Source organism: Yersinia sp. 2545 StPb PI (assembly GCF_052217125.1).
GTDB classification, from domain to species: domain Bacteria; phylum Pseudomonadota; class Gammaproteobacteria; order Enterobacterales; family Enterobacteriaceae; genus Yersinia; species Yersinia enterocolitica_E.
Genome location: NZ_JAZGPY010000001.1, coordinates 2,341,050 through 2,355,441, shown reverse-complemented (window position 1 = coordinate 2,355,441; position 14,392 = coordinate 2,341,050). Strand labels below are relative to the sequence as shown.

Here is a 14,392-nt window from a genome sequence, read left to right as displayed (position 1 = left end):
TATGATTAGGCAAATTTTTACTGTATTAGCGGCAAATTGCCTTACCGCCCGAGGCTACATTACCGCTCGCCAGCAAAACGATTTTATCTCGTTGGCTAAGATAGGCCTGCTCAATCACCGTGGCCGCCCAAGCTGGGATATGTGGTGACAGACGATAGTGAATCCACTTCCCTGCACGGCGATCGAGTAAAAGTCCAGATTCTCTCAGCATTGCTAAGTGTCTGGAGATCTTGGGTTGAGACTCATCCAATGTGTCACAAAGCTCGCAAACACATAGCTCGCCCGACTCTCGCAACAGCAGGATGATATTCAGACGTGTTTCGTCGGACAGATTTTTGAAAAGCTGTAATGGCGTGAGTGTAATCATGGGATCTCCAAGACTGAATACTGAGGTTATCTTAGAAGTCTTGGCGTTAAAGTCAATTATATATTCGTTTTACCATATCTGTCTTCATCGTCACCGATTACAATTTTTGTGTTGAAAGTCATGTCCCCTGGCCGCTCATTGGGTCTGGATGATAAGAAAGTCACTTTTATGGCATGAAACGGGCCATTCTAATGAGAAAATTCTTATTAATCTGGAACAATTTGCACCTGTTGTTTAGTATGTCGCTATCCTGTCTACGCTATCAGCAAATCCAATATTTATGAAAAAACTCATTAAACGGCTGGAGATCATTAAAAGTGCTATTGAGCTTGAAGATGAGGATATTATCCGACAACAACTGCCTTATCTTAAAAGCGAATCCCAGGACGCGGTGCTGGCTTTTATTGCCATGGAAATTGAACAAGGGAAATTTACGCATGCGCTAGACGCAATTGCAGCCTGGCTGGCGAGTAAACAAGCGGTTACCCAGTGGCAAGACCTTGAATTGGCCGCCTGTAAAATGGAGCTAAAAGCACTGGAGGAACAGTTACGCGAGTTAATCGATAAACGTAACGAGCGGGTTCAGTTGCTGGATGACTTTAATGATCTCTATCTGGTGCGCCTTGGCCCATTGATGAATAAAATCCTCCAGTTACGTAAACAGTTGGCGGAATGTACTCTGCGTAAAGCAGAGGCCGAAGCCCGGCGCAGGGAACGCGATTATCGCAACTGCCAGCAGTATATATCTCAAGCCATTGATGAACTTGCCGCGTTAAAACAGCGCTGGTTAGCGCTCTCTGCTATGTCGAGTGAAACCATTGAGATACGACAACAGATTCAGCAGCAAACGGATTTAATCGCCGCACTGCTGGCGGAAATTAAAGAGCTGGAAAAGGGTTTTTGTACCCGCAATACTGAGTCAACCCGTAAAGCTCGGGAAGAAGCGAAAGAGAAGTACGAGAGCTATCAGGAGCAGCAAAAAGATGCCGAACAGCGGCATAGTAATGAACAAAAACTCTCAGTTGATCAGCGCCAAGAGCTAAAACGCCTGTGGCGGCAAGCCAGTCGACTCTGCCATCCAGATTTAGTCGCCGATGAGTTTAAAGAGAAAGCACATCAACTGATGGTCCAGCTCAATCAAGCCCGCCAACGGGGAGATTTCCCCGCAATTAACGCGTTACTCGAGAGTTTAAAACGTGGGTTTGAACCGCTAATGGCAAGTGATTGTATTGACGATCTTGAACGGCTGCGCAGAAAAATTAAGCAGGTCAGAGATCAAATTGACGTGATGTTGCGTGAACTGGAAGCATTAGAGGATGAAGACTCTTGGCAGCTTGTCACCTCTTTGTCCGATAAAGATAACTGGTTCAAAGAACAAGAAAACGTATTATCAAAAACGCTAAAACTGCTGGAGCGGCAAGTTGAAGAAGCATCAAAGGTACTGTATGAAATTTGAGTGACCTCATGCTTACTGGTAATGCTCTTTTGGCCTACTGCCAACTGTGCCCGGTCCATGCCTGCCGCTTAACAACAAATATTATCCCTGTTATCTTTTATTATTGATGCATAATCACTATGCGTATTATTAAGTTCGTATTCATTCTGAAATAAGGTAATCAATGATGAAAGATAACGAATACCAGCCTCCAAAGGTCTGGACGGAAAATAACGAGAGTGGCGGTGTATGGTCCAAAATCAACCGCCCAACGGCAGGTGCACGTCATGAAGCGGTCCTGCCTGTTGGCAAACATCCGTTACAGCTTTACTCCATGGCGACACCCAACGGCCAGAAGGTCACTATTCTGCTGGAGGAGTTATTGGCGCTGGGCGAGAAAGGCGCAGAGTACGATGCCCACTTGATTCGAATAAGTGAAGGCGACCAGTTCTCAAGTGGTTTTGTCGCAGTGAATCCTAATTCAAAAATCCCCGCGCTGATGGATCACTCAACGCCGACTCCGGTGAGAGTTTTTGAGTCCGGTGCTATTTTGCTTTATCTGGCGGATAAGTTCGGCCATTTCCTGCCAAAAGATCACGCACAGAGAACGGAAGCACTGAACTGGTTATTCTGGCTACAGGGCGCGGCACCTTATTTAGGCGGGGGTTTTGGTCATTTTTATCATTACGCACCGGTAAAAATCGAATACGCAATTGACCGTTTTACCATGGAAGCTAAACGCCAGCTTGATTTGCTCAATACTCAGCTCAAAACACATGAGTATATTGCAGGGGATGAATATTCGATTGCCGATATCGCCATCTGGCCGTGGTATGGCAATTTGGTTTTAGGCTTGCAATATGAAGCCGGGGAATTCCTGGATGTTAAATCCTATACCCACTTGATACGTTGGACGGAGAATATTGCGAAACGACCAGCCGTGCAACGGGGGCGTATCGTCAATCGGACCTGGGGAGAACCAAATGAGCAGTTGCCTGAGCGCCACGACGCATCAGATTTCGATCACTTATAGCTCATAAGTGATAAAGTCAATTCGACTAGAAAAAGGCGATAAACTCTGTTTACGCCTTTTTCTAACTCGAGTGACTACAGCTACTGTACCCCATCAAAATGGAGAAACAATAGAGCCAATACGCTGGCAGAAATCATCGTAAGCATCGCCCAGTTTTTCAAACAATTTACTGATGTCATTTAAGTGTTTCATTGGCTGTTCCTCTGAGAGCGTTGAGATTTATTTGTGTGATCTGCATCACTAAACAAAGTTTACTATTTTTAAAACAGCATTTCAATATTTTTGTGATTTGAGTCACAAAAATAGTAACTCTGCATAATGCTCATGATTATTGAGCGACACCTTCCCCGCCCGCAAGCCACAGAAACTCTTCTAGCGAGATTCAGATATAGATATTTATTCATAAAAAATGCGTTTTTTTTCATACAACCCACCAGATCGTGATCGTGATCTCATTTTAAACACAGCAAGAGGATTATAAAGAAACGCAAGATTGATAAATATGAAACATTGTTTCATTTAAATGAAGGGATGCAAATGGAAAAGAAAATAACCATCAGGCACACGGTTGCATACGGCAGTGCAAACCTGTTGGGCAGTGGTGCATTGGCGATCAGTGGCGCGTGGCTTATGTATTTCTATACCACGTTTTGTGGGCTTTCTGTCGTTGAGGCTGCCGCCATATTCTCTCTAGCCAGCATTCTTGATGCCATCAGTAACCCTATCATGGGCTACATCACCGATAACTTTTATAACACCCGCCTTGGCCGCATGTTTGGACGTCGTCGCTTCTTTATCCTCATCGGTATTCCGCTGGTCTTGTTCTATCCCCTACTTTGGGTGAGTGGTTTTGGCTTTTGGTACTACTTGATAACCTATGCCATGTTTGAATTGATCTACACCTCGATCATGGTGCCATACGAAACGCTAGCCACAGAGATGACAACCGATTTTGCTAAGCGCTCCAAGTTGACGGGATCAAAAGCGATATTCGGAAAAGTTGCCAACTTTATGGCGGCCTTTATTCCAGGGCAATTTATTGCGCTCTATGGCAAGGATTCTCCGGCCCCCTTCCTTTATACCGGCATCGCATATGGAGCTATCATGTGTTGTGCCATGATCTTCCTGTACGTTTCTTCTTGGGAGCGCCCGGCCAGTGAAGTGGTCAAAGAGACCACCAGTAGTTTGTTTCAGGCGCTGAAAAAAATGTGTATTGATATGGCGTCAACATTTCGGCTCCGTATTTTCCGTAAACATTTAGGGATGTATCTATTTGGATTTGGTGCCGAGTGGTTATTCGCTTCCTCATTCACCTACTTTATCATTTTCGGTTTACGCCAAAGTGCTGTTCTGGTGTCGCAACTCAATAGCTTCAGTTCGATTATGCAACTGATCTCGACCGCATTCTTTATCGGCATCTGTGTGAAAATGGGCTTTGCCCGTCCTTTCCGTATTGCATTGCAGGTGGTGATTGTCAGTGTTTTTGCCTATGCCGCGCTCTATTTTACCGGTTGGTCTGACACGACCACTGTCATTGTATTATTCGCAATCACCGTTGTTTTTGGTCTGAGTACCGGCGGTATTTATTATATTCCCTGGACCGTTTATACCTTCCTCGCTGATGTAGATGAAGTTCTCACGGGGCGTCGGCGTGAGGGTCTATATGCGGGTGCAATGACATTCGCTGGCAAAATGGTTCGTTCGGTTATTGTGTTTGCGATGGGCTGGACACTCAGCAGATTTGGCTTTGTCTCTGGTCAGTCGGTGCAGCCAGAAACCGCGGTTCAGGCGATTGTTGGCGTCTTTGCCATCGGCGTAACCGCGCTGGCATTAGTGGCAATTTTTTATACCACACAGATGAAACTCGACAGAAAGAGTCATATGGTTCTGTTGGCAGAGATTGCCCGGATTAAGGCCGGTGGTACGATAGCTGACATTGCTGCTGGCCCCCGCGCAACGATTGAAGAACTGACGGGTTGGAAATATGAACAATGTTGGGGTAATAACCCGCTTGGTCAAAAGAAACCGACAGAAAAATTGACTGAACTGACATCAGAGGACTGATGGCTACTGTAGATTCAGGGACCGTATCATGAAAACGCTCGTGGGGAAGTGGCAGGTATCGCTTCTGAGGAAGAGGGAATTGTCATATTTGAAGATGCATAATCACAAAAGGGGAAAAATCGTATTCTGGATATTCCACCAGAGTAATTACATCAACGAGTCCCCTTCTTTGTCGGCACCTATTCGATGGTTGAGGATGCCGAACGTTTCATTGCCGAAAATCCTGATTCCTTATCCGGTTAATGCTCATTTACCCAGGCACGTCACTAACCGTTGGATAAAATGGACTATTGGTGACGGCGGCCTCCTATCGTTTTATGCCGAGCCGTTTGGCAAGACGATGGAGGTTGCCTGCGTCAAGGTTTAGCGCACGAGCAGATGCCGACCAATTCATCCCATGCTCCTGAAGAACCTGCATGATAACCTGCCGCTGAAAATCACGGGTCGCCGCTTGCAGGTCTACAGGCGCGCTACCTTGGTCCTCACTGACTGATATCGGTGAAATACCCGGTATAGTGGTGACTGTAATATTAAATAAGTCAGCATGCAGTTGCGCAGATTCTGTCGCCGGTTGTGAGGCACGCGCTAATACCGCAGCACGATAAATAGCATGTTCCAATTCACGCACATTTCCGGGCCAACTGTAATTCTCTAGCAAGGTTAGTGTGGTTGCCGGGATGCCCAACTGCTGAAGCCCCAGTTTCTTTCTTATCCGCTCCACAAAAAATCCTGCTAACAGGACAATATCCCCTTTCCGTTCCCGTAACGGTGGAACATGTAACGGGAATACACTCAAACGGTGAAACAGATCAACGCGAAAGTGCCCTTCGATAACTGCTTGTTTAAGATCACAATTGGTAGCAGCAATAATACGCACATTCACCCGCTTGGTACTGTCGTCACCGACGCGCTGTAAGTCGCCGTACTGAATAACACGGAGTAATTTGGCCTGAAGTACCAAAGAAAGCTCGCCTATCTCATCAAGAAATAGTGTGCCATTGTCGGCAATTTCGAACTTACCGGTTCGGTCATGTATTGCACCGGTGAAAGCCCCCTTCACATGGCCAAATAATTCGCTCTCCGCCACATTCTCGGGCAAGGCGGCACAGTTTAAATAGATTAATGCCTTCGCAGCTCTGGGTGATAAATGATGAATTGCCTGAGCAACCAACTCTTTACCTACCCCCGTCTCTCCGGTGATTAGCACATTCAGTTCTGAACCTGCTACCACCCCTATCTCATGTTTTAGTTGCAGTATCAACGGTGACAGGCCAATCATCTCGTCTTCCGAGCTTGGTGTGGCTTGTTTTTGGATGCTTAATGAACTAACCGTAGGGAGCGCTTGCTTCTCCAACACATCGACTAAAAGTGCATTATTCAATGCCGAGGCCGCTAATACGCCAATCAGTTTAAGCTCTTCATCACTGAATCCATCAAATTGCAGCGGGTTCATACTGTCGAAAGTTAATGCACCAATAAGTGTTTGATCAGCAAACAAGGGCAGACCAATACAGGCATGGACTTTTAGCTCATCATGGCCCGGGATCAGGCCGTCATAGGGATCAGGCAGATGGCTGTCAGTCGGGAAACGGACCACATTCCCTGCCCGGGCAATGGCCTCTAATCGCGGATGGGATGACAACGAAAAACGCCGCCCCAACACATCAGGCGATAAACCATCAATGGCCAAGGGGCGGAACAATTGATGTTCATAACGTAAAAGTGCCGAGGCATCGCATTGCAGTAATTGCCGCAAGCTACTGACTAACGTCTGAAAACGATCTTGCCCTGATAAGCCGCCCTGTAGCTCAATGGCTATTTTGGCCAGTGACTGAATGGATAAACTCATATTTTGTCATTCCGACATAGTGTTAGTCATTATGACAATGACACATCAATGTCATAATGACTAACTTTAATTTTTATATGATTAAAATCAATACTATAAATCATGGCACGCTATTTGCTCTCTAAGGTGAGGTAAATCATTTATTTTAGTTGAGGAACGGTTCATGGCGATTCAAGTTAAGAATAATATCAAATGGGTTGGGCAACGTGATTGGGAAGTGCGTGATTTCCATGGTACTGAGTACAAAACCCTGAAAGGGACCAGTTACAACAGCTATTTAATCTGCGAAGAAAAGAACATTCTGATCGATACAGTTGATCAGAAATTTGATCGAGATTTTGTTGCCAATTTAGCACGGGAGATCGACTTAAATGCGCTCGACTATATTGTTATCAATCATGCAGAAGAAGACCATGCCGGCGCATTAACCGAGTTAATGGCGCGTATCCCCAACACTCCGATTTATTGCACCGCCAATGCTATCGACTCAATCAACGGACATCATCATCATCCTGAATGGAATTTCATTACAGTTAAAACAGGCGATACCTTAGATATCGGCAACGGTAAGCAATTGATCTTTGTTGAAACGCCGATGCTGCACTGGCCTGACAGCATGATGACTTACATCACGGGTGATGCCGTGTTGTTCAGTAATGATGCTTTCGGTCAGCACTACTGTGATGAGCATCTGTTTAATGACGAGGTCGATCAGACCGAACTTTATGAACAGTGCGCTCGCTATTATGCCAACATTTTGACCCCTTTCAGCCGCTTGGTAACACCAAAAATCAATGAAATTCTTGGTTTCAATCTGCCAGTATCAATGATTGCCACCTCCCATGGCGTGGTATGGCGCGATAATCCAACCCAAATTGTCACGCAATATCTGGCTTGGGCGGCAGATTATCAGGAAGACCGGATAACCATTTTCTATGACACCATGTCAAATAATACCCGCATGATGGCCGATGCTATTGCTCAGGGTATTCACGATACCGACCCCGGTGTGGCAGTGAAGATCTACAACATTGCCCGCCATGACAAAAATGAAATCCTCACCCAGGTCTTCCGTTCTAAAGGCGTTTTAGTGGGTTCTTCCACCATGAACAACGTCATGATGCCAAAAATCGCCGGGATGCTCGAAGAACTGGCCGGATTACGTTTCCGTAACAAAAAAGCTGCGGCATTTGGCAGCTTTGGCTGGACTGGCGGTGCGGTTGACCGCATTCAAACTCGCCTGATGGATGCCGGGTTTGATATCTCCCTCTCCTTAAAAATGAAATGGCGGCCTGATACTGATGCTTTAGCAGAGTGCCGTGAACATGGGCGTAAAATTGCCCGTGAATGGGCACTTCATCCATTGGAGACCCCCCATTTATCTGAGGTTGACGACGTTATCGCCCTCACTCAAGAAAAGGCCCGCGCCGAGAAACAGAATCTGGGTATTTCAATGCAATGCAGTGTTTGCCAGTGGATATATGACCCAGCACTGGGTGAGCCTCTTCAAGAGGTTAAGCCGGGAACCTGTTGGGAAAATGTCCCCGACTTCTTCCTCTGCCCAGAGTGTGGCTTGGGCAAATCTGTGTTCGATCCACTGTAATGGAGCATGTTATGACAGATAACATTATTATTGTGGGTTCAGGTTTTGCCGCCCGCCAAGTGGTTAAAAACATCCGTAAACTTAACCCACAAGTGCCAATCCAGATGATCGCCGCTGACAGTGGCGTGGATTATAATAAACCTGATTTAAGTCATGTATTTAGTCTTCAGCAGAGCGCTGACGATCTCACCCGGTTGTCGGCCGAGAAGTTTGCAGAAGAGAATAATCTTACTTTGCATACAGCGATGTTGGTCACCGCCATTGAGCGGCACACTAAACGCGTTTTTTGTGGTGATCGGGGATTTAATTACCATAAATTAGTGCTGGCTACCGGGGCGTCTGCACTGGTTCCGACCGTGCCCGGTAGCGAGATGATCGTTACATTTAATAGCCAAAATGAATACCGGCAACATCAAGATAGGTTGCAAAAGGCATCGCGTGTTTTAGTGCTGGGCGGCGGGTTAATCGGGACGGAGTTGGCAATGGACCTACAGCGTTCTGGTAAGCAGGTGATTCTGGTGGATAAGGCACACAGTTTGCTAGCCTCTGTGATACCAGTGGAGATCAGTAGCCGCTTACAACAGCGCCTCAGCCAAAGTGGTGTTACTTTGGTGTTTAATAATGAATTGCTCAGTGTGACAAAAGTCACCAACGGCTTGCGAGTAGAACTTCGCGCGGGTCAAACGTATACCGTTGATGCTGTTATTGCCGCGATTGGTTTAAAGCCGGAAACTGCCCTCGCCGCTGCCGCAGGTCTCGATATTGGGCGTGGTATTAAGGTCAATAATCAGTTGCAAACGGTTGATCCAGATATCTTTGCCGTGGGTGATTGTGCCGAGGTCGAGGGGAAAGTACTGCCATTTTTGCAGCCCATATTAGTGGGAGCCATGACACTGGCAAAAAATATTCTAGGGGGAGCCGCGTGTCTCACCCTGCCGCCGATGTTAGTTAAAGTCAAAACACCTGATCTACCGCTCTATTTCGCTGGCGAAACCAACCGCGAGGATCTCCACTGGGAAATATGCCTGACAGCGCAGGGGATAGTGGCGCGTGGCACTGATAACTCACAGCAATTACGCGCGTTCGTCGTCAGCGAACAACAGACCCAACAGGCTTTCCCCCTGTTACGTGAACTGAGTGTGTAACATTAATCGTGCTGCGCTATAACATCACAACGCTAACCCCCCGCCACCTGCGTAGGGGGTTTTGCCTGCAATTTTCATCACTTCTGCCCCCAACGTGACAAAAGGTGCCCGCCGACTGGCGTAGATAATGCCGCCAGCCTGAGCGCGAACCGCTTTTACCGTATCGGTGAGCGGATCAATAATTTCAGCTACCACTTCATCTTTCCCAACCCATTCACCCGGCTGGCGTAATAACAGCAGAATGCCACTGGCAGGTGCTGTCACTATCTCACCCGCCGTAAACGGCAACAGGGTGACTTCCCGCTGCGGAATAACCAAAGGTTGCCCTTTGACTGCGCCACGGTACTGCAAATAGTGATAAAGACGCTCGGCATCAGCACTGGCCAACGCGTGGCTAACATCCTGTTGACCCCGTAATTCTAGCGTCACCGCCATGCAGCCCGGTTCAAGCTTTAACGCCGGATAGTGCGCCGCTAACCGGTGCCATGGCAAGCCGCAAGCCTCATCAAAGGATCCACCACCGCTATCTTGCGACAGTAATACGGTGCCAATATCTAAGAACCGTGCCAAGGTTTCGGCGGGTTCACGCCAGGCAGGATCAGCGTACATGTGCAAAATAGCGTGATCATCACAATGCAGATCCAGCACCAGGTCCGCATCACAAGCCAGTCTTAATAAGTGTTGGCGCAGCGCTGCAACTTCACTGCTGGCAGGCAAATCCTGCAATGCCTCAACCATGGCAACTCGCACTTGTTGCTGTATACCAACACTATCAGTGAGCGGCCGCGATGCCAGCCGCGTTTGTACCCCTTGCGCCAGATCAGGGAAGTCACGGTTGAAATTGCGGCCACTGCCCAGATCAAAACGGCCGATACCACTATTAAGGAGCACTTGCGCAATACCTACCGGGTTGGCAAGCGGCACAATAATTATTTCGCTCTGAATTTCACCGCGCCGTTCCGCCTGACTCAGTAATCTTTTAAGATAATGTAATACCAGCATGCCGGGCAGTTCATCAGCATGCAGGCCAGCTTGTAGATAGATTTTCTCACCAAAACCTTGCTGGCCGAAATGAAAGCTGGTTAATTGACGCTGCCCACCCAGGGCATGTTCAGGTAACTTATGATTATTGATTTTCATTGGACGTCCTATCTGTGGAAAAGAAAGCCCGGCTTGACCGAATTGACAAAAAAATCCTTGAAATACTGAGCCAGGATGGTCGCATCTCTTATCAAAAGCTCTCTGAACAGGTAAACCTTACCGCTCGCCCTTGTCTGGAGCGCGTGCGGCTACTGGAGCGTGCCGGTATTATCCGCGGTTACAGCGCGATTATTGAGTTGCCGGAACCTGCACATGCTTTTGTTATACAAGCACAAATTGCACTGGCCGACCATGGGCACTCGCAGGCGGCATTCGAACAGGAAGTATGCAAAACGCCGGAGGTGCTGGACTGTTGGTTGGTCGGTGGCAGCTTCGACTTCCTGGTGCGCATTGGCTGTCGTAACATGGAACACTACCGGTTACTGGCTGATAGTTGGCTGACCAGTAAAAAATTCCGGGTCGATAAAATTGTCACCCTGACGGAATTACAAACCATCAAACGCACTTAAATCCGCAGTGCCCGCACGGAATACTTAATCGTGACGGGCAAAAGCCAGCCAGCGCCGTTCTGCACGTGAAAATAGGTAAATCAGCATAAAAGTGCATAACAGATAGAGCGCCGCCGCCATCAGGAACGGGATGAACGGGGAATAGGTTGCCGCATAGAACGAGCGCGCCACGCCGGTAATATCCAATAGCGTTACGGTACTGGCAAGCGAGGTGGCGTGTAGCAGGAATACCATCTCGTTATTCAGCGCTGGGATACCGCGCCGCAATGTTGCGGGCAGTACCAACCGGCGAATAATCTGCCACTGGCTCATGCCAAAAGCTTCGCCAGCCACCCACTCCTGACGTGGAAACGTCACCATCATTCCCGCCAATAATTCTGCCACATAAGCACTGGTATTCAGCACCAGCGCGAGCGTGGCACAGAAAGTGGCATCACGGAACAGCAGCCAGAACGGTTGGTCGTCCTGCCAACCCAACTGCACGATGTCAAACTGTGACAAACCGTAGTAGATCAGCATTAATTGCAGATAGAGCGGCGTGCTACGGAAAAAATAAGTTACGCTGCGGATGAACCAAGAGAGCGGCCGTGGGCCAAAAGCTTGCCCAACTGCCATCAGTAGTGCCAACAATAAACCCGGCACCACGGACAGTAAAAACAGCTTAGCGGTCATGGCCAACCCGGTAACATCCGACCCGTCGCTATACAAAAATGCCGGTGCAGCCTCCAGCATGGTTTGCAGATTCATCCTTGCCTCGCTGCACTAGAGGTTGACAGCGCATAGCGCCGTGAAAGCAGACTGAATCCCCAACTAGAAAGCGCGGTGATGACCATGTAAATCATCGCCACCAGGAAGTAAAACAAGAACGGTTTTTGTGTCGCCCGCCCTGCCTGTTCAGCCAGCCACACCATATCTTCCAAGCCCAGAATGGATATCAACGCCGACGCTTTCATTAAACCAAGCCAGTTGTTATTGATCCCCGGAATGGCAAAACTGAGCATCTGTGGCAACATAATGCGCCGGAATACCTGAGCAGGACTCATACCGTAAGCTATTGCGGCCTCCAACTGACCACGATCAACGGTTTGAAATGCGCCCCGGAAGGTTTCAGTGTAGTAAGCGCCGAATACAATACCAATGGCCAACACGCCAGAGATAAAAGTGTTGAAGCGAACCGGCCCCACGCCCAATAAACTGAGGAACCCATTCACCAGCATTTCGCCACCGAAAAATAGCAGCAACATAATCACCAGTTCAGGAATCCCTCGCACCAACGTGGTGTATCCGGTTGATATCCAGCGCAACCAGCGCGGACCAAACAGTTTGATAACCGCATTGATCAACCCAAGTACCAGTGCCACCGCGAGTGACAGCAGCATCACACACAGTGACAACCCCGCCCCCTGTGCCAGTAAAGGCAAATATTCGGCTACCATTATTGGCCCCCTGTCGCTGAAAAACCGGTGCCGGGCGCGTTAGTCATCGGCCCGGCGGGTTTACATCACAAAAAATGGTGGAGCACTCAGTTGCCGTAAATATCGAAACTGAAATATTTTTTCTGAATGGCGTCATAAGTACCGTCAGCACGGATCGCCTTAATTGCTCCATTCAATGCATCGCGTAACGCTGGATTATCTTTACCGACGGCGATACCCACATCAGATGAGATAGTTTCGTCTTGGATAACTGGCCCGGCAAAAGCAAATTTCTGCCCACGCGGGGTATCAATAAAGCTACTGGCAGCCTGAATGTTATCTTGTAGCGAGGCGTTGATGCGCCCAGACAGCAGATCCAGATAGACATTGTCCTGATTAGCATAAGAGACGATTTTCACCCCTTGTCCACCCCAGTGTTTTTTCGCATAGGTCTCATGGATTGAGCCGGTTTGCACACCCACGGTTTTGCCTTTCAAGCTGGCGGTGTCCGGTAACAGCGGACTGCCTTTGCGCGCCACCAATTGTGCGGCACTGCGATAGTATCGATCCGTGAAATCCACTTCTTTTTTGCGCTCTTCAGTAATGGTCAGCGACGCAATAATTGCATCGAACTTACGGGCATTAAGTGCCGCGATCATGCTTTCAAACGGTTGTTTAACGAATACACACTTCGCATGCAGGTTTTCACACAAGGCATTCGCGATATCGATATCAAAGCCGGTGATCTCGCCACTGGGAGAAAGAACATCAAAAGGTGGATAACCCCCGTCTACACCAAAGCTAATAGTGTCAATGGTCTGAGCCGCCACGGGCGCGGAAAGTATCAGGCCGGTCAATATTGCAGCTAATGTCTTTTTCATGGTTAAGATCCCAATGTTGGCAAGTAATAGAAACCGCAAAGATTAGAAACGAAGCGAGAGGCAGGTCAAGCCGCCATCCATTTTTTTAAATTCACTGGTATCAAGTAGAATAATTGGCATTCCCAGCTTTTCAATTTGCGCCAACGTGTAAGGATACCCTTGCGGTGTAATCAACGTATCATTGATCCACAAAGTATTACCGGCGTAAGACTCATCTTCAGGAATAACAATGGTATTAAACCGAGAAAACGCAGGATGGTGCTGATAATCCTCGGTCAGCAACAAGGTGTTACGCCCAACATAGTTAACAATCGACTTCAGGTGTAACCCCGCACTCACTGCTATTGGCGTTACCCGATAGCCATAGCGCGCGACCGCGGCGGTAAACTCGCTGATCCCGACTTCATCAGTGCGTGAAGTCAGGCCGATAAAAAATTGTTTATCCACCAACAGCACATCACCCCCATCAAGATGGCCTTGCTCGCTCATTCGAAAGACCGGGCGGTCGGTAAATAGCGGCTCGATAGTCGCCACTTCGCCTTGGCGGCTGGGTGCCCCAGGGTGGGTTATCACCGCCAGTTCCGGCATGACGACGGCAGTATCCTCAACAAAGTGCGCATCAGGGAATGCCGGTGCTGCCGGTAAAATAGTCACTTTCAGGCCAAGACGGAGCAAGGTATCAACGTAGGCCAAAAATTGGTGACCCGTCACAGCAATATCTGGGGCGCCCAATTGGGACGTGGTCTGGCCGCTACCACAGGTAGCCGCCGGCAGTCTGGCAATGGCTTGAGTAAAGTGCATAGGCGAGTCTCTTGATTGAGTGTTGCAAAAGTGTTGATCTGATTATTAAACAGATACTGTTACCAATCAGGTTGAATCAGCTATCACTGCCATACATTTACGCTGTATATGACTCTCTCTGCGACCTATTCAGTTGTCAGATGAAAACCATAGACAACCCGCTTTAGCTATATACTATTTGATATAACT

13 protein-coding genes and 1 pseudogene are annotated in these 14,392 nt (G+C 48.1%); 7 read left to right on the top strand and 7 right to left on the bottom strand.

Annotated features, from left to right (window positions below):
• Positions 1–25: 25 nt before the first annotated feature.
• On the bottom strand, positions 26–367 hold the full coding sequence (locus V1955_RS10940) for a metalloregulator ArsR/SmtB family transcription factor (RefSeq protein WP_102970408.1): 342 nt from the start codon (positions 365–367) through the stop codon (positions 26–28).
• A gap of 280 nt (positions 368–647) precedes the next feature.
• Between V1955_RS10940 and V1955_RS10935 the strand changes: the two genes are divergently transcribed.
• From V1955_RS10935 to V1955_RS10920, 4 genes and pseudogenes are all read left to right on the top strand, one after another.
• Positions 648–1,823, top strand: coding sequence for a DNA repair protein (locus V1955_RS10935; RefSeq protein ID WP_083158832.1), 1,176 nt, complete (start codon positions 648–650; stop codon positions 1,821–1,823).
• Between the two features lie 166 nt (positions 1,824–1,989).
• The gene (gene yghU / locus V1955_RS10930; protein WP_083158831.1) at positions 1,990–2,835 is read left to right on the top strand and encodes a glutathione-dependent disulfide-bond oxidoreductase; all 846 of its coding nucleotides are present in this window, start codon (positions 1,990–1,992) and stop codon (positions 2,833–2,835) included.
• 537 nt (positions 2,836–3,372) lie between these two features.
• Positions 3,373–4,899, top strand: a complete 1,527-nt coding sequence (locus tag V1955_RS10925) for an MFS transporter (RefSeq protein WP_372569192.1) — start codon at positions 3,373–3,375, stop codon at positions 4,897–4,899.
• A gap of 111 nt (positions 4,900–5,010) precedes the next feature.
• Positions 5,011–5,142, top strand: a pseudogene (locus tag V1955_RS10920) (class 1 fructose-bisphosphatase); the annotation flags it as partial.
• A 64-nt stretch (positions 5,143–5,206) separates the two neighbouring features.
• Here the strand turns inward: V1955_RS10920 and norR are convergent.
• Positions 5,207–6,748 carry a nitric oxide reductase transcriptional regulator NorR gene (gene norR, locus V1955_RS10915; protein ID WP_372569193.1) on the bottom strand — a complete coding sequence of 514 codons (1,542 nt, stop codon included), beginning with the start codon at positions 6,746–6,748 and terminating at the stop codon, positions 5,207–5,209.
• 163 nt (positions 6,749–6,911) lie between these two features.
• Between norR and norV the strand changes: the two genes are divergently transcribed.
• Together norV and norW are read left to right on the top strand one after the other, a co-directional pair.
• Positions 6,912–8,351: an anaerobic nitric oxide reductase flavorubredoxin gene (norV, locus tag V1955_RS10910; RefSeq protein ID WP_083158828.1), complete on the top strand. Its 1,440-nt coding sequence runs from the start codon at positions 6,912–6,914 to the stop codon at positions 8,349–8,351.
• An 11-nt stretch (positions 8,352–8,362) separates the two neighbouring features.
• Positions 8,363–9,496, top strand: coding sequence for an NADH:flavorubredoxin reductase NorW (norW, locus tag V1955_RS10905; protein WP_442820888.1), 1,134 nt, complete (start codon positions 8,363–8,365; stop codon positions 9,494–9,496).
• A 24-nt stretch (positions 9,497–9,520) separates the two neighbouring features.
• Here norW and V1955_RS10900 read toward each other — a convergent pair whose 3' ends face one another.
• Entirely contained in the window at positions 9,521–10,636 is a 1,116-nt protein-coding gene (locus V1955_RS10900) for a succinylglutamate desuccinylase/aspartoacylase family protein (protein ID WP_372569195.1), read from the bottom strand.
• A gap of 14 nt (positions 10,637–10,650) precedes the next feature.
• Here V1955_RS10900 and V1955_RS10895 point away from each other — a divergent pair, with 14 nt between their 5' ends.
• Complete coding sequence (locus tag V1955_RS10895) at positions 10,651–11,106, top strand: Lrp/AsnC family transcriptional regulator (protein ID WP_005184236.1); 456 nt, start codon at positions 10,651–10,653, stop codon at positions 11,104–11,106.
• A 24-nt stretch (positions 11,107–11,130) separates the two neighbouring features.
• On the opposite strand, the gene V1955_RS10890 is transcribed toward V1955_RS10895, so the two are convergent.
• From V1955_RS10890 to V1955_RS10875, 4 genes are all read right to left on the bottom strand, one after another.
• Entirely contained in the window at positions 11,131–11,853 is a 723-nt protein-coding gene (locus V1955_RS10890; protein WP_442820887.1) for an ABC transporter permease, read from the bottom strand.
• Positions 11,850–12,542, bottom strand: coding sequence for an ABC transporter permease (locus V1955_RS10885; protein WP_005184240.1), 693 nt, complete (start codon positions 12,540–12,542; stop codon positions 11,850–11,852). The genes V1955_RS10890 and V1955_RS10885 overlap by 4 nt, the downstream gene beginning before the upstream one ends.
• 86 nt (positions 12,543–12,628) lie before the next feature.
• Positions 12,629–13,402 carry an ABC transporter substrate-binding protein gene (locus tag V1955_RS10880; RefSeq protein ID WP_083158824.1) on the bottom strand — a complete coding sequence of 258 codons (774 nt, stop codon included), beginning with the start codon at positions 13,400–13,402 and terminating at the stop codon, positions 12,629–12,631.
• Positions 13,403–13,444: 42 nt separating this feature from the next.
• Entirely contained in the window at positions 13,445–14,203 is a 759-nt protein-coding gene (locus V1955_RS10875; protein ID WP_083158823.1) for a dimethylarginine dimethylaminohydrolase family protein, read from the bottom strand.
• Positions 14,204–14,392: the final 189 nt, after the last annotated feature.